We start from the raw sequence: 15,538 nt of genomic DNA on the forward strand, positions 1-15,538 counted from the left end.
GGGGGGCCCCGGGGGGGGGGGGCGGGCCCCGGGGCCCCCCCCGCGCCCGCCCCCCCCGGGGCCCGCCCGGGGGCCCCCGGGCGCGGGCCCCCCGGGGGGGGGGGGCGGGCCCGCGGGCGGCCCGGGAGTCCGCGCTCCGCGCCGCGTCCAGCGGAAGCGTCGCGGAGCGCGGCGGACGCCCGGAGGGCGGCACGTACCCGGGCAGGCGCACGGCGCCCCACACGTACGGATCGGCCTGCGCGCCGGCGTACGAGGCCCATGCCAGGCGGGACTTGCCCGTCTTGTCCGGTGTATCGGAGTCGTAGACCAGGATGTTGGCGGTCAGCCGCTCCGGATCGGCCGCCGCCGGGAGCAGCGCGAGCGGGATCCTCGCCTCGACCGTGTAGCCGGTGTACGGCCGGGTCACCGTGGAGGCGACGGCCATGCCGGGTGCGGTGGCCCGGGCCGGTCCCTGGTGGTTGTCGGCGTCGCGCGCCGCGCAGGCGCCGCCGTTGCGCGCGGTGAAGGGCAGGATCCCGGCCTTGAAGGCGGCCGAGGTGTCGTCGGAGCGCCCGCGCGGGTCGAGGGCGATCTCGACGGCGTCGGTGCGCCAGTGCCGTTTGCAGTCGTCGCGCGCGTCGAGCGCGGCGCCCCGCCGGTCATCGGTCACCCGGACGAGGACGTGGAGGTCGTCGCGGTGGCGGCTGATCCGCGCGGTGGCGGAGCAGTCGGCGGGGCCGCACTTCGCCCCCTCCCAGTGGCCGAGCCTCAGCTCCGGGCCCGGGTACTCTCCCGGCCCCGCCGTGCCGTCCACCACGGGCGCCTTCGCGGTCCCGGGGACGGTCGCGGAGGGGCGGGCGGGGTAGGCGGGCTGCGCGTCGTTCGCGAGCCAGGGCATGCCCGCCCGGCGGGACCAGTCGCGGAACTCGGCGTACAGCGGCCGCAGTTCGCCCTGCCCGCGGACGGGCGCCGGGACCGGTTTCCCGCCGCGCGCCAGGATGGTGAACCACTCGCACGGCATGCGGTGCGGCGGCGTGGTGACCTTCGCGGGCAGCGAGCCGAAGCCCTGGGTGATGTAGCGCCGGGCCGCGTCCCGCTCGGTCTGCGCCCAGGTCCTGCCGGAGGCGCGGGAGCGCGCGCCCGGCCAGACGCCGAGGACCGGCAGCCCGGTGCGCGGGTCCTTCGCCGGACGGGCCGCGCACTGCCGGCCGGCCGGCCCCCGGAACCCCCAGTTCTGCGCCAACAACCGGTCCGGCTTCCAGGGCTTGTACTTCTCGACGGTGATCTGCCGGGGGAACGCCCCGGGATCGGCCGCCAGCCGGAACGCGTCGACGGCCAGCCGGCCGGCCTGCTGGTGGCCGCCGTGCTGGCCGAAGGGGCGCGGGTCCATGGTCACCACGGTGCGCGGGGTGGTCGCGCGGATGATCCGGACGAGCCGCTCCAGGGTGTCGTCGGCCCGCTGCGGGGGTCTGTTCCACGCCCGGCCGGTCAGCGGGGCCGACAGCGTGTACCAGAAGTCCGGCTTGTCCAGGTAGAAGACGTTGCGGATCCCGGCGAGCGAGACGGCCGACCGCTCCTCGCCCTCCCGGATCGCCCCGAGCGGCGGCCCCTCCTCCGGCCCGACGGCGTTCCCGCCGCCCTCCCCCCGGGTGATCGTGACGACCCCGGTGCTGATCCCCCGCCGTTCCTTCCACTGCCCGAAGGTGGCCAGTGACTGGAACTCGTCGTCGGGGTGGGCGCCGACGAACAGGACATCGGTGTGGGCGGGATCGCGGCCGGAAACGGCGGTCGCGGCCGGCGCCCCGAGTACGCTCCCGCAGAGCGCGGCGGCGATGACGGCGGCGAGCAGGGGCTGGTGGGGCCGGTGGAGTCCGTTGGACCGATGAGTCCGGTGGGCCGACACGAGGACCGTCCTTTCCCGAGGACTTACGAGACTTACGACGACTGCGCCCGGGCAATGTCTCATGCGTCCCGCGCGGGCCGCCGCACCTCCGAGGATCGTTCCACTTTCTCCTTTTCACCCGTATATGTCGGCTGATTTCTGTCTTCACCCGGGACGCGAGGCGCCGATAGAACACCGATGCACCCCGGAACGACGCACTGCCGCCCAGGACTTCGCCCCGAAGGGACCCTCACCCCGATGGAAACCGAGCCGAACGGCGCGTTCCACGCGCTCTACGGGATCGCCGACCCGGAGGAACGCCTCGCCGCCTACCACGCGGGCCTGGCCGAACCCCCGCTGGACCTCTCCGTCGCCGAGAACGTGCTCCTCTACGACTCGCTGAACGAACACGTCTTCCGGCACACGGAGATCGACGAGAACGACATCCGCTACAAGACGCCGTACGGGGTCGCCGAACTGCGCGCCCGTGTCGCCGAGTTGCTGAGCCGGACGATGTCGCACACCGTCCGGCCCACCGACGTGTACGCCACCGCCGGGGTCTCCTCCGCCCTGGAGTGCCTGGCCTTCACCCTGGAGGAGGCCGGCGAACTGGCGCCCGGCGACCGGGTCCTCCTTCCGGCCCCGTCCTGGCAGGGCTTCAGGTGGTCCTTCGGCCAACGCCCGGGCCTCAAATGCGTGTTCGCGCCGCTGCGCGAGCACGGTGACGCGTTCGAGCTCACCCTCCGCGACCTCCAGAACGCCTACCACACCTCCTACTCGCCGCCGAAGCTGCTGGTCCTGACGAACCCCAACAACCCCTTGGGGACCAACTACGACCGGGCCCTGCTGGAGGAGATCTACACCTGGGCGCTCGAAGAGACCCCCATGCACGTGATCTCCGACGAGATCTATGCGCATAGCCAGCTCATCGGAGCGGCTCCCCGCTTCACCGGCGCCCTCGCGCTCAACGCCACCGCGCGGCACCCCGACCGCGTCCACGTGGTGTGGGGCCTGGGCAAGGACTTCGGCATCTCCGGCTTCCGCGTCGGCTTCGTCGTCTCCCGCTCCGGCATCGTCCGCGCCGCGATGGAGGGCAGCCACGAGCGGAAGACGATGTCGTGGTTCACCCCGCTCGACTCCCTCAAGAACGTCGTCGTCGGGAAGCTGTTCGAGCACCGGCCGGGTGAACCCTCCTGGTATCCCGAGCGGTTGATGCACGAGGTGTATCCCGAGGTGCTGACCGACAGTCACCAGGCGGTGCAGAGGGCGCTCCTCGACGGGGGCGTCCCGTACGTCGACACGGGGAACTCCGCCCAGTTCTTCTTCCTCGACCTGCGCGACTTCCTCGACCGGGCCCCCGACTCCGCCTCCCCGGTCCTCTTCCCGGAGATCGACCCCCGCGAGGAGCGCCTCCGCGCCTATCTGGAAGCGACGGCCAAAGTGCAACTCCTGCCCGGGCAGACCCTCTCCTGTCCCGACCCCGGCTACTTCCGGCTGTGCTTCACCGCCTTCGAGGCGAAGCAGGTCGCCGACGCGGCCACGCGGATCGGCGAGGCCCTCCGCGCGCTGCCGGAGGGGGACCACCGATGACGCGAGTCCCGGCCCGGCACGCCGTCGTCCTGGCGGATCCCGACCCGATACGCAGGTCACAACTCCAGGAGGGTTTCACCCGCTGGTACGGCGACCAGTTCCTCCTGGTGCCGACGGCCCGCCCCGAGGACACCGCGCGGACGCTGGACGACCTGGCGCGGCAGGGCACGCACGTCGTGCTCGTCGCGGCCGTGGACGACGAGCCCGTGCCCGTCCCCGGGACCGGACGGCTGCGGCTGGCGCCCGCCGCCGAGGATCCCGCGGACCTCGACCCGCGCGTCCTGGACGGCGCCGTCGAGGAGTGGTGGCAGCGGGCCACGCCGGAACAGCGCGCGGGATTCGTCCCGGTGACCGTGCGAGCCCCCTACCGCTCCCCCGAGGCGTTCGAGATCCGCTCCTTCCTGGCGGGCAGCGGCGCCGTCTTCCTCTGGAGGGACCCGGAGCCGCCCGGCGACCCCGACGTCCACGTCCTGGTCGGCGACACGGAACTGCCCCCGAACCCCTCGCTCGCGGCGCTGGCCGACGCCCTGCACCTGGTGGACCGGCCCACGGAGACGTGGTTCGACGTCATCGTCATCGGCGGCGGCCCGGCCGGGCTGTCGGCCGCCATCTATGCGGGCACGCAGGGGCTCAGGACGCTGGTCGTCGAGGACCGCGTCCCCGGCGGCCAGGTGACCACCAACCCCGACATCGCCAACTGCTTCGGATTCCCGGACGGGATCTCGGGCTACGCCCTCGCACGGCGGGCCCTGAAGCAGGCCCGCGAGTACCAGGTGGCCTGGCAGCCCGCCCACCACGCCACGGACCTGCGCATCGGGGACGACCGGACGCCGCACGAGGTCGTCGTCGACGGCATGGCGGACCGCACCTACAAGGCCGGCGCCCTCATCATCGCCAGCGGCCTCGTCTGGCGGCGGCTCGACGACGTACCGGGACTGAAGCCCCTTGTCGGGCGCGGCGTCTACTACAGCGCGCTCCCGGTGGACGCGCCGCGGACGCAGGGGGACCATGTCGCCGTCGTCGGCGGGGGCAACTCGGCCGGTCATGCCGCGCTGTTCTTCGCCCAGTACGCCGAGGACGTCACCATGATCGTCCGTGCCGGCAGCCTCAGGGAGAAGATGGCCGCCTATCTCGTCGATCTCATCGAGGAGTTCAACAAGCCGGAGGAACGCATCCACATCCTGACGAATTCCGACGTCACCGGCTGCGCGGCGGACTCACGCGACGAACTCGCGGGCATAGAGATCACCAACTCGGATACGCACGAGGTCCGGCGCCTGGACGCCCGCTGGCTCTACGTCCTCATCGGCGGCGAGCCGGACCTCACCTGGGCCGGCCCCGCGGCTCTCGACCGCATCGGCCTCTCGGCCGTGACCGGCGCCGTGCTGACCGGGACGAGCGTCCCCGGCCGGACACAGGCGCTGGTGAAGGCCGAGGAACAGGCCCGTGAGGAGGGCGAGAAGCTGGGCCTGACGGGCCGGGCCCTGGAGAAGTACGTCGAGCAGGCCGTCCTCAAGGCCCGCCCCGCCTCGACGGCGACGAGCGTACCCGGCATCTACGCGGCCGGTGACGTGCAGTCGGGCGCCCAGTACGGCGTGAGCTCCGCGGTGGGCCAGGGCGCGACGGCCATAGGCGAACTCTTCCCGTACATCGCCCGGCACCCGAACCTGTTCCCGTCCTTCGCCCCGAAACGGGGCTGACCACAGGCCCCGGACTGTTCGCCGGCGCCCTTGAGTTGCACGACCGCGTGGCGATCGGCGGGCCGCAACTGAAGCGGAAACGTACGGCGGCTCATGCAACGTCTTGCACCCCGCGCGAGGAGGTGGCGGGAACCCGCCGGAGCCCGGTCCGGATCGCGGACCGGGCCCCAACGGACCGTGAAAAACGTGGAGTTGGGCGCTACGTCAGCCGAATGGACTGCTTGTGGTGGAAGACGTCCCGAGGGTCCCAGTAGCGCTTCGTGTCCTGCAGGCGGCCGTAGTTGCCCTTGTAGTACAGCCGCGGGTAGGCGGGGGTCCCGTCGCCGGCGACGCCGAGGTCGGTGTCGGGGTAGTTCACGTACGCGCCGTCGGTGGCGCGGTCGTGCTTCTCGTCGGTGATTTCCGGGACGCCGCCGGTCGTCCGGTACATCTCCGCGTACCAGCGCCGCATGTAGTCCGTGTGAAGACCGTCCTCGCCGGGGTCGGTCCAGTAGGACTGATACTGGAGCTTGAAGATGGAATCCCGTTGGGGGATGGCCGTGTCACCGGGCTCCGGGACGTTGATCCGGCAGCCGTAGGAGTCCGCCTGGACAAGGGTCTTCGACATGTCCGCGCCGGGGACCTCCTTGGTAAGCCAGTGGTAGAGGGTGCCGATCTGTTCCGGCTCGAAAGGGCGCCGGTGATAGGCGGACTTGTATTTGCCCCGCTGGTTCTCGCCGGAGCCGTTCAGCGTCTGGGTGGCCTGGAACCACGGCATCCGGCGGCGCTTCTCCGGCAGATGCACGGAGACACCGCCGACGCCGAACAACTGCGCCGTCGATTCCGTCGTCACACCTGCCTCGATGGCACGGATGTAGGCGTCGAGCGGCCCCGGGTCCTCCTGGTCCCATTGGCTCAGCAGGACGACGTTCCCGTTGTCCTTGTGCGTGAGTTTGAGAATGCTGAAGAGCCCTTGGTAGACGTCTTCGTGTTTCGAGCTGTGGGCGGCGAAGAATTCGCCGAAGTTCCCGACCAGCGTGCCGAAGTCCTCCGGGTGGTCCAGGAGACCGCCCTTCCACGGCCAGGCAATGCTGCTGAGCCAGACGTGCGCCGGGGGTTCGGGAATGTCGTCCGCGAAGTAGTAGCGCAGGACGACCCCGAAATTCCCGCCCCCGCCGCCCGTGTGGGCCCAGAAGAGGTCGCCCTCGGGACCGCGGTCGGAGCGGTGGGCGCTGGTCAACTCGACCACGGGCCCGTCCCCCACCGTGACCACGTCCACCTGCACCAGGTGGTCCACCACCAGCCCGTGCCGCCGGGAGAGGAACCCGAAGCCGCCGCCCGCGATGTGACCGCCCGACCCGACCGAATAGCAGGACCCGCCCGGGACCGCCTTGCCGAACCGGCGGAAGAGGGTGGTGATCACATCCCAGTTGGTGGCCCCGGCCTCGACGATGTGGGCGGGCTGCCCCAGCTTGTCGGTGCCTTTCCGGACGTCGTTCATCAGGCTCAGATCGAGAACGGCCCCGTCCGTATTGGCCACGAAGTCCTCGTAACAGTGCCCGCCGCTGCGGACGGTGGGCCGGAGGCCGTTCCCGACGGCCTCGCGCACGGCCGCGAGAGCCGACGCGTCGTCGTGAATCAGCTGGATATAGCTGGGCTTGCTGACCCACCGCTGATTGAATCCCTGGCTGAGCGTCTCGTACCGAGGGTCGCCTTCTTCCACGCGCCACTGCATGCGGATTCCTCCTCCGGGGATCACAACTGGGCCGTCGAGGATCACCAGCATCGAAGACCGGAGGACCGCATGGCAATTACTTCACGATTAGACAGATCATCCGATGATGGCCGGAATATGCAGATCGTCGGCCCCTCAGCCCTGACCACCCCCCACCGGCGAACAACTGCCCTTTCAGGCCAGCACGTTGCGTTCCGACCGTCAACGCGCCCCCGGACTCGCCCCGTTGGGCGACCCCAGCAGCCACCACTCCACCCCGCCAACCCATCCCTCCCGACCTGTCGGATCGTAGGCTGTTAGCCAACGGCCGGAATCCATCGGCACCGGCCTTGTGCCAGCCACGCGGCACACGTGACCGTTGACGCATGCGTTCCGTTCCCGGCCCGCGGGCCGAAGTCAGCCCATGCCGCGCACCCGTGACCGTCGCCGTCGCGGGCGCCGAGTTCGGCTGGGGCAGTTCGGGGAAGTTGCGGGCCGTGATGGAGGCGGTGCGGGAGCGGGCGGGCGTGCCGGTGCGGTTCGTCGGGATCGGATCCGGGCTGGGGCGGCCGCTGTTGGCGGACCAGCCCGTCGAGCGGTGGTACGACTCGGACGCCGAGGTGCGGGAGCGGGTGGGTGCCGCGCTGGTCGTGCTCGACGGGGCGGCCGCGCGGGCCCTGGAGAGCGCCGGGGTGCCCACCGTCTTCGTCGACAGCCTGCCCTTCCTCTGGACCGACGGCGACCGGCCCGCGCTGCCGCTGGAGGCCAGCGTCTACTGCGCCCAGCGGTGTGTGGAACTGCCCGCCGAGAGCCTCGGCGTACTCGATTCCGTGCGCAGTCTGCGGTGGGTCGAGGCGGTCGTCGGGAAGGCGGAGGGTGGCGGGCGGCCCGCCGCCGCGTTCCGTACCGCCCTCGTCAGCCTCGGCGGGCTCAAGGCGCCCGGGCTCGGCGACTGGACGCGCTATCCGCGGCTCGTCGTGCCCGCCGCGCTCTCGGCCCTCGCGGAGCACGGGGTGGAGGACGTGCACGTGGCGGGCAACCTCCCTGCGGGGGCGGCGACTTGGTGGGACGACATGCCGGTCCGGACGACCGTCGGCGCCCTTCCCCACGACGAGTTCCTCAAGCGCCTCGCCGACTGCGACGTCCTCCTCGCCTCCCCCGGCCTCACCACCCTCCTCGAAGCCGGCTCCCTCGGCGTCCCCACCGTCTGCCTGCCCCCGCAGAACCTCAGCCAGATCTTCAACGGCCGCTTCCACCGCCGGGCCGTCGGCGCCGCCGTCCGCGTCACCTGGCCCGACGGCGTCTTCCGCGAGGAGGACGCCCTGCGGCTGCGCGCGCACGGCGAGGGCCGCGCGCTGGAGCTGATCTACGGCGGGATCGTCCGGGCCCGGGGCGAGGGGCTCGCCGAAGCGATCCGGGAGGCCCTGCGCCACGCGTCCGCCGGCGCCGACTGGGGCGCCCTCGCCTCCGCCGTCGGCACCGGCGGCGCGGCCCAGGTCGCCGACGAGCTGCTGGCGTTGCTCCACAGCTGAAACTCCCAGAAACAGCTGAACAAGCGTCAACTTCCCACGAGCGAGCGGCCCGGAGGGTCTCACCCGTCCATGACCAAGCGTGAACGCTACCTCTTCATCCGGATCCTGGAAGCCTGCAACGCCGACTGCTTCATGTGCGAGTTCGCCCTCTCCCGCGACACCTTCCGCTTCTCGGTCGAGGAGTTCACCGAGCTCCTCCCCGAGGCCCGCCGGGCCGGCGTCGGTTACGTCCGGTTCACCGGCGGCGAGCCGCTGATGCACCGGGACGTCGTGGAGCTGGTCCGCGTCGGCACGGACGCCGGGATGCGGATGTCGCTGATCACCAACGGGACGTTGCTGCCGAGGACGGCCGACCGCCTCGCCGACGCCGGGCTCGCCCAGGTGATCGTCAGCGTCGACGGGGCCTCGGCCGCCACCCACGACCTCTACCGGCGCTCCCCCGGCATGTTCGACAACGCCCTGCGCGGGCTGCGCGCGGCCGCCGAACTCGGCGTGCTCCCCCGGGTCAACACCGTGGTGGGACCGCACAATTACGCCGAGATGCCACAGCTTCAGGAGGTGCTCACCGAAGCCGGAGTCCGGCAGTGGGAGCTGTCCGCCCTCAAGCTGGAGCGGGCCATCACCTACCCCGACCCCGACGACGTCCGCGCGGTGGGCGACCGGGTCTACGGCGCCGATCGGGACCGGCTGCTGGTCCCGCTGGGCAAGCGGTTCTACGGGGACACGCCCGAGGAGCAGGAACGCTATTTCACCCGGTCCGAGACGCCCCGGGCCTCGCGTCCGCTGTGCCACGTCGTCGACGACGTCATCTACGTCGACGGCAAGTACGGGCGGATGTACGCGTGCAGCTGCCTTCCGCACCGGGACGGGGGCGGGGCGCCGCTGCGCGAGAACGACACCGTCCGGCTGGACACCCCGGCGTTCCGGGCCCACGCGGGCTTCTTCCGCGACCACGGCCCCGACCTGTGCTCCGGCTGTTCCACCACCGCCGCCGGTTACAGCGACGATGTCGCCCGGCTCGGAACGGTGGCGCCGTGGCGGTACTGAACCCCGCCCGCCGGCGGGTCGTGCTGCTCGCGCGCGAGGACGAGCTGGACTCCGTACTCGCCCTGCGCCGGATCGCCGCACACCTCGGGGACCTCGGCACCGCCGACGACGCGTCCCCCGACGCCGCCCTGGTCTGCGACGACACCGCCGCGACCCGCCGGCTCCTGACGGCGGGCGTCCCGGTCGTCCACCTCCGTTCCGGCCACCCGGGAGCAGACGAACCTCCGTCGCCCGCAGGCGCGTTGGCCTGGACGCACCGGCCGGGCTGGCTCCCCGCGTCCGCGACCGCCGCCACCGGCCGCCCCACCGGCGCCCTCGCGCCCGCCCGCCCGGCCCACCACCGCTCCCGCGCGGGAACCCTGCTCCTGCTCTCCCTCTGGGGCGTCCCCGGCGACGAGGCCGACGCCTTCGTCTCGGGCCCGCTGCCCGCGCTCGTACGGGAGGCGTCCCGCCGGACCGGGAGCTGCACGGTGGTGTCCGATGCCCGACTGGACGACGCACTGCACGCCACGGAGACGGACGTGGACGCCCTGCACGCCTCCTGCGCCGTCCTCCTCGCCTCGCCCACCCTGGGCGCCCTGGCGCTCGCCCACGCCCGCCGCTCGTCCGTCGCCCTGCTTCCGCCGCTCGGCGAAACCCAACGCGCCCTCGCCAAAAGCATGTTGGAGGTCCTCCCGCTGCCCTCGGCACACGACCCCGACGCCTGGCGGCCGCCCTACGGCAGCCCCTGGGCCCGTCTCGACCCCGCCCTGGACGACCTGCGCGGCGCCCAGCGCGTCGCCCGCACCCTGCGGCAACTCGCCTTCGCACCCTGGTAGTTCCACCCGGTAGTTCCAGTTCCGGCCAGCCCCTGGAGCCGTCATGCCCGGCAGCACGAGCCCCGAAGTCCCGTTCCGCCCCCGCATCCCGCCCGAGCAGTGGAACGACTGGCGCTGGCACATGCGCAAGCGCATCACCAGCCTCGACAAGGCCCGCCAGTGGATCCGGCTCACCCCCGAGGAGGAGAAGGCCGTCGCCGGGACGGCCGGCAAGTACCGCTGGAGCGTCACCCCGTACTACGCCTCGCTCATGGACCCCGACGACCCGTCCTGCCCCGTGCGCCTCCAGGCCGTGCCCTCGCCCGCCGAGCTCGCCCCTCGTCCGGGCTCGGAGGTGGACCCGGTCGGCGACATGCACTACCGCAGGACCAACCGCATCGTGCACAAGTACCCGGACCGGGTGATCATGCTGGTCACCGAGGCGTGCCCGGTCTACTGCCGGCACTGCACCCGCAAGTTCCACACCACCGACCTCGACGGCACGTACTTCCGCGACGACGAGGGCGGTCCCTACGACGAGGACCTGCGCTACATCGCCGAACACCCCGAGATCCGGGACGTGTTGCTCACCGGAGGCGACCCGCTCTCCTATCCCGACGGCCGGCTGGAGGAGATCGTCTCGGCGCTGCGCGCGATCCCGAGCGTGGAGATCATCCGCATCGGCACGCGCTTCCCGGTGCTGCTGCCGCAGCGCGTCACGGACGGGCTGTGCGCGATGCTCGCCCGGTACCACCCGGTGTGGCTGAACACCCACTTCAACCACCCCAAGGAGCTCACCGACGAGGCGGCCGCCGCGGTCGACCGCCTGCTGCGGCACGGCATCCCCGTGGGCAACCAGACCGTCCTGCTGCGCGGCGTCAACGACGATGTCGCCACGATGCGTTCGCTGATGACGGGGCTGCTCGGGATCCGGGTGCGGCCGTACTACCTCTATCACTGCGACAACGTGACCGGCGTCTCGCACTTCATGACCTCGGTGGAGAAGGGCTGGGAGATCATGGAGGGCCTGCAGGGCCACATCACCGGGTTCGGGGTGCCGCAGTACGTCCTGACGACCCGGCTCGGCAAGATCCCCGTCGCACCGCCGTACTTCCGCCACGTCCCCGACGGCCTGCTGCTGCGCAACCACGAAGGCCGGGAGATGGTCGTCGACCGGGCGGTGCACCCGATCACGGAGGCGGACGTCCGATGACCCTCGGCAAGCGGCTCGGGCAGCGCTTCCTGCCCTACGGAGCGAACTACCTCGACTGGTCCGACATGACCGAGCTGGAGGAGGTGATCGGGCACCGGGTGCTGTTCCGCTACCAGACGGAGGGCGAGAGCATGGCCTCCCGGCTGGAGCGCCTGGCCGCCCAACGCCTCGGCGCGGCCCACGCGTTGGCCGTGCACAACGGCACGGAGGCGCTGCGGCTGGCGCTGATCTCCACCCGGCCGAGGGTGGGCGACCTTGTGTACGTCCCGGCCGTGACCTTCGTCGCGGTGGCCGGGGCGGTGCTCTCCAGCGGGCTGGTCCCGGTGCTGGTGGACGCCGACGAGTCCCTCTCCCTCGACCCGACCCTCCTGCCGGCGGACGCGGAGCGGGTCGTCGTGGCCCACATGGAGGGCACGGTGGCACCCGTGCCGTACGGCGTGCCGTACGTCATCGAGGACTGCGCGCAGGCGCTCGGCGCACGGCTGCCGGACGGGCGGCACGCCGGGACGGCCGGCTGGGCGGGGACGTTCAGCTTCCACCACAACAAGGTGCTCACCTCGGGCGAGGGCGGCCTGCTCGTCACCGGCGACGCCGGGGCGTGGGCGACGATGCGCCGCTACCACGACCACGGCTCGGCCCGGGTGCCCGGGCGCTATCCGACGTGGGACGCGGACGCGCACTTCGGCGAGAACATGGTCACCAGCGAGGAGGTGGCGGCGGTCCAGTGCCAGCAGTTCCGGCACCTGGACGGGCTGCTCGCCGGGCTGGAGCGGATGTACGCCGTCGCCCTGGCCGAACTGCCCTCGCGCACCGGCCTCCGGCTGCTGCCGCGCCCGGCGGGCGACGTCAAGGTCAGCCTGCGCTTCCGGTGGGAGTCCCGCGAGCTGCGCGACGCGGCGGTGGCCTGCCTGACGTCCCGGGGCATCGCCAACTGGACGCTGAACAAATACCTGTTGCCCGACCATCCGGTGCTCACCGGCCGCCGCTCGCTGTACGCCGACGGCTTTCCGTGGAACCACGCCCCCGACCGTCCGCTGGCGCTCAGCCGCGACGGATTCGCCCGCACCAGGGACCTGCTGGACCGCACCCTGTGCGTCCCGCTGTCGCCGGAGCTCCCGGAGGCCGACCAGGTCCTCGCCGTCAAGGCCGTGCGCCAGGCGCTGGAGGGGGTGTGAGCGACGATCCCGTGCTGCTGCCGGACGACCCCGTGCTGCTGATGGTCGACGACCGGCCCTCGACGTTCGCCCGGTACGCCGCCCGGGCGCTCGACGGCCGGCTGGTGCTGCTGCGGTTCGCGGCCCTGCGCCGGGACCTGTCGCCGGAGCACCTGGACGCCACCGCGCACCTGCCGGCGTTCTGGGTGCGCGACGGGGTGCCGCTGCGGGACGAGGCGCGGCGCTACCGGGAGTGGGCGGCCCGGCTGCCGCGGCCGCCGTCGCGGTTCTGCAACCCGTCCGAGCCGCGCCAGGCCGTCGCCCAGCGGTTCGCCGGACTGGCCGGGCTGCCGCACCTGACGCGCCGGCAGGTCCGCTGGGTGCGGGACAAGGCCGCGATGAAGGAGCGCTTCCGGGAGCTGGGGCTGCGCACCGCCCGCTGGGCGCGGGTGCGCACCCCCGGGGACGTCGGGCGGTTCGCGGCGCGGCACGGCTGGCCCGTCGTCCTCAAGCCGGTCGACTCCTTCGCCTGCGTGGACACCCACCGGCTGACCGCCCCTCCCGCGCACGTCCGCATGGAGGGCCGGGAGTGGCTGGCCGAGGAGCACATCGGCGGGACGGAGTGGGAGGTGTGCGCGCTGATCCACGCCGGGCGGGTGCTGGACGCCTGGCCCAGCGCGATGCCCTGCCGTCCGCTGGACATCGTCGACGGCGCGATGAACGCCAACATCAGCGTCGGCAGCGGCGAGGGCCCGCCGGTGGACCTGCGCGGGATGCTCCAGCGGATCGTCACCGGGATGGGCGTCGACCACGGGTACGCGCACATGGAGTTCTTCCTGGTGGACGACGTGGTGTACGCGAGCGAGATCGGCGTGCGGCTGGCGGGGTGCGAGATCCCCGCCAACCACGGCCACGCCTACGGGTTCGACGTCTTCGGCGCCACGCTCGACGTCCACCTGGGCCGCCGCCCCGCGCTCGACTACCGCGAGCGGCGGTGCGCGGGCGACCTGCTGCTGCCGCTGCCCGGGTCGGGGACGGTCCGCCGGATCACCTCCCGGGAGGAGCTGCTGCGCATCCCCGGGGTCCTCGACGCCGTTCTCAAGGTGGGCGCCGGTGACGTCGTCTCGGCCCGCCGCGCCTCGCACAACGCGTCCGGATACGTCCATGTGGCGGGAGCGTCGATCGGTGAGGTGGAGGGTCGCATGCGCGAGGTCCTGTCCGCGTTCGCCATCGAGCTGGCTCCGGCCGTCCCGTCGGAGGCAACGAATTGACGAGTGGGACGAACGGCCCGCCCCGCCGCTTCCTGGCCCTGCTCACCCGCCGTCACGTGGCGGGGGCGGCCTGGTGGAGCGTGGTCGCCCGGCTGCCCGTGTACGTGATGTCGCTGGCCCTGATCCTGGTGGTCCGCGAACAGGGCGGCGGGTACGCGCGGGCCGGCCTGGTAGCCGCCCTGTACACCCTCGGGCTGGCGGCCGGCGGGCCGCTGGTCGCCCGCCGCGTGGACCGGCACGGGCGGCGCGTCGTCCTGGCCGTCACCGCGGTCGTCTGCCCGGCGTCGGTCGCCGTCCTGGTGTGGGCCGCCCGCCCGGACGGCTGGCTCCAGCCGGCCGCGGCCGTCCTCACCGGGGTCTCGCTGCCGCCGGCGAACGCGGTCATGCGCTCGCTGTGGGCGCGGCTGCCGCTGGAGGAGGCGGAGCGGGACACGGCCTTCCTGTGGGAGGCGCTGCTCACCGAAGTCCTGGTCATCGGCGCGCCGTTGCTGCTGGCCGCGCTGATGCTGGCCGGTTCCGCCGGGCTCGCGCTGACGGTGGTCTCCGCGGTCGGGGGCGCGGGGGCGCTGGGGCTGGCGTCCGTACGGGCCCCGGCGGAGCGGGCGTCGGCGAACGCCGGGCGCCATCCGCTGGGACCTCTGCGGTCCCCCGCGATGGCGGTGCTGCTCGGGGTGATGGCGGCCTGTGCCGTGCCGATCGGTCTGACGACGCTGGCCGTCCCGGCGTTCGTCGACGCCCACGGCAGCCCGGGGGGCACCGGGGCGGTCTACGCCTGCTGGGGCGTGGGCAGTGCGGTGGGGGCGCTGTGGCTGGGCCGGTCCTCGTCGCGGGTCCCGGCGCACCGCCGCTTCCCCCGGCTCGTCCTGGCCTACGCGCTGGGCGCGGCGCTGCCGTTGGCCGCCACGGACGAGCTGACGCTGGCGGCGGCCCTGGCGGTGGGCGGCGCGCCCATCGCCCTGGTGTCGGCGAGCGAGATGACCCTGGTGGGCCGGATCGCGGACAGCCGCCTGCTGACGGAGGCGTTCACGTGGGCGTCACTGGCGACGGTCGCCGGGGACGCGCTGGGCCAGCAGGCCGGGGGGCTGCTGGTGGACCGGCTCGGCCCGGAGGGGGTGTTCGCGGTGGCGTTCGGAGTGGCGCTGGGGGCGGCGGGGGTGGCGTTCGGGTGCGGGGGGTTGCTGGGGCGGGGAGCGGGGGCGGTGCCGGTGGGGGCGGGCCGGTGAGGGTTGTGCCCCGGTCCCTCCCTCAGAGGGGGTACCCCCGTTTCACCGCCCCTTCCGGGGCGGGCCCCGGGCCCGAACCGCCCTTCGGGCGCCGGCGGGGGCTCCGCCTCCGGGGCGCGGGTACGGCTCCGCCGCGCGGCTGCGGGGGCTCCGCCCCCCGCGCCCCTTTCGGGGCTCCGCCCCGGACCCCGCAATGCGGCTTCGCCGCATTGTCCTCAAACGCCGGACGGGCTGAATCGGCCCGAGCCCCGGAGCGGGGCTCCGCGGGGGCCAAGGGCGCAGCCCCGTCAGGGTGCAGGGGCGGAGCCCCGATGGGAGCTGGGGGTACAGCCCCGTCGGAGACCAGGGGCAAAGCCTCGGTCGCGGGTCAGGGGCGGAGCCCCGCTGGGGGCCGGGAGCGCAGCCCCGCCGAGGGCCGAGGACGCGGCCCCGATGGGGCCGAGTCCGATGGGGATAC

General features: G+C 73.1%; 11 protein-coding genes. 9 read left to right on the top strand and 2 right to left on the bottom strand.

Annotated elements, in window-relative coordinates:
- Nucleotides 1-1,882 (bottom strand): sugar-binding protein (locus I5Q34_RS07870; RefSeq protein ID WP_307811654.1); only part of this gene is annotated, 1,882 nt, incomplete at its 3' end.
- 237 nt (nucleotides 1,883-2,119) lie between these two features.
- Here I5Q34_RS07870 and I5Q34_RS07875 point away from each other — a divergent pair.
- Both I5Q34_RS07875 and I5Q34_RS07880 read left to right on the top strand, forming a co-directional pair.
- Complete coding sequence (locus tag I5Q34_RS07875) at nucleotides 2,120-3,451, top strand: pyridoxal phosphate-dependent aminotransferase (protein ID WP_199891469.1); 1,332 nt, start codon at nucleotides 2,120-2,122, stop codon at nucleotides 3,449-3,451.
- Complete coding sequence (locus I5Q34_RS07880; RefSeq protein WP_199891470.1) at nucleotides 3,448-5,151, top strand: NAD(P)/FAD-dependent oxidoreductase; 1,704 nt, start codon at nucleotides 3,448-3,450, stop codon at nucleotides 5,149-5,151. Before I5Q34_RS07875 ends, I5Q34_RS07880 begins: the two co-directional genes overlap by 4 nt.
- A gap of 199 nt (nucleotides 5,152-5,350) precedes the next feature.
- On the opposite strand, the gene I5Q34_RS07885 is transcribed toward I5Q34_RS07880, so the two are convergent.
- Nucleotides 5,351-6,865 carry an FAD-dependent oxidoreductase gene (locus tag I5Q34_RS07885; protein WP_199891471.1) on the bottom strand — a complete coding sequence of 505 codons (1,515 nt, stop codon included), beginning with the start codon at nucleotides 6,863-6,865 and terminating at the stop codon, nucleotides 5,351-5,353.
- A gap of 365 nt (nucleotides 6,866-7,230) precedes the next feature.
- Here I5Q34_RS07885 and I5Q34_RS07890 point away from each other — a divergent pair, with 365 nt between their 5' ends.
- The 7 genes from I5Q34_RS07890 to I5Q34_RS07920 all read left to right on the top strand — a co-directional run bounded on the left by I5Q34_RS07890 (nucleotide 7,231) and on the right by I5Q34_RS07920 (nucleotide 15,081).
- Nucleotides 7,231-8,376 carry a hydroxymethylcytosylglucuronate/cytosylglucuronate synthase gene (locus tag I5Q34_RS07890; RefSeq protein ID WP_199891472.1) on the top strand — a complete coding sequence of 382 codons (1,146 nt, stop codon included), beginning with the start codon at nucleotides 7,231-7,233 and terminating at the stop codon, nucleotides 8,374-8,376.
- A 69-nt stretch (nucleotides 8,377-8,445) separates the two neighbouring features.
- Nucleotides 8,446-9,423 carry a cytosylglucuronate decarboxylase gene (blsE, locus tag I5Q34_RS07895; protein WP_199891473.1) on the top strand — a complete coding sequence of 326 codons (978 nt, stop codon included), beginning with the start codon at nucleotides 8,446-8,448 and terminating at the stop codon, nucleotides 9,421-9,423.
- Complete coding sequence (gene blsF, locus I5Q34_RS07900; RefSeq protein WP_277965729.1) at nucleotides 9,411-10,241, top strand: CGA synthase-related protein; 831 nt, start codon at nucleotides 9,411-9,413, stop codon at nucleotides 10,239-10,241. Before blsE ends, blsF begins: the two co-directional genes overlap by 13 nt.
- 43 nt (nucleotides 10,242-10,284) lie before the next feature.
- Nucleotides 10,285-11,433: an arginine 2,3-aminomutase gene (gene blsG / locus I5Q34_RS07905; RefSeq protein ID WP_199891474.1), complete on the top strand. Its 1,149-nt coding sequence runs from the start codon at nucleotides 10,285-10,287 to the stop codon at nucleotides 11,431-11,433.
- Nucleotides 11,430-12,608, top strand: a complete 1,179-nt coding sequence (locus I5Q34_RS07910) for a DegT/DnrJ/EryC1/StrS family aminotransferase (RefSeq protein WP_199891475.1) — start codon at nucleotides 11,430-11,432, stop codon at nucleotides 12,606-12,608. Before blsG ends, I5Q34_RS07910 begins: the two co-directional genes overlap by 4 nt.
- Complete coding sequence (locus I5Q34_RS07915) at nucleotides 12,605-13,858, top strand: ATP-dependent carboxylate-amine ligase (RefSeq protein ID WP_277965730.1); 1,254 nt, start codon at nucleotides 12,605-12,607, stop codon at nucleotides 13,856-13,858. Before I5Q34_RS07910 ends, I5Q34_RS07915 begins: the two co-directional genes overlap by 4 nt.
- A complete protein-coding gene (locus tag I5Q34_RS07920) occupies nucleotides 13,855-15,081 on the top strand; it encodes an MFS transporter (RefSeq protein WP_199891476.1) in 1,227 nt (408 codons plus the stop codon). The genes I5Q34_RS07915 and I5Q34_RS07920 overlap by 4 nt, the downstream gene beginning before the upstream one ends.
- The last annotated feature ends 457 nt before the right edge of the window (nucleotides 15,082-15,538 follow it).

Source organism: Streptomyces sp. AV19, assembly GCF_015999245.1.
GTDB lineage: Bacteria > Actinomycetota > Actinomycetes > Streptomycetales > Streptomycetaceae > Streptomyces.

Bases quoted from the DNA above. Each gene is read 5' to 3' on its own strand.
- I5Q34_RS07875 (WP_199891469.1), top strand. From the start codon at position 2,120: ATGGAAACCGAGCCGAACGGCGCGTTCCACGCGCTCTACGGGATCGCC.
- I5Q34_RS07880 (WP_199891470.1), top strand. From the start codon at position 3,448: ATGACGCGAGTCCCGGCCCGGCACGCCGTCGTCCTGGCGGATCCCGAC.
- I5Q34_RS07885 (WP_199891471.1), bottom strand. From the start codon at position 6,865: ATGCAGTGGCGCGTGGAAGAAGGCGACCCTCGGTACGAGACGCTCAGC.
- I5Q34_RS07890 (WP_199891472.1), top strand. From the start codon at position 7,231: ATGCGTTCCGTTCCCGGCCCGCGGGCCGAAGTCAGCCCATGCCGCGCA.
- blsE (WP_199891473.1), top strand. From the start codon at position 8,446: ATGACCAAGCGTGAACGCTACCTCTTCATCCGGATCCTGGAAGCCTGC.
- blsG (WP_199891474.1), top strand. From the start codon at position 10,285: ATGCCCGGCAGCACGAGCCCCGAAGTCCCGTTCCGCCCCCGCATCCCG.
- I5Q34_RS07910 (WP_199891475.1), top strand. From the start codon at position 11,430: ATGACCCTCGGCAAGCGGCTCGGGCAGCGCTTCCTGCCCTACGGAGCG.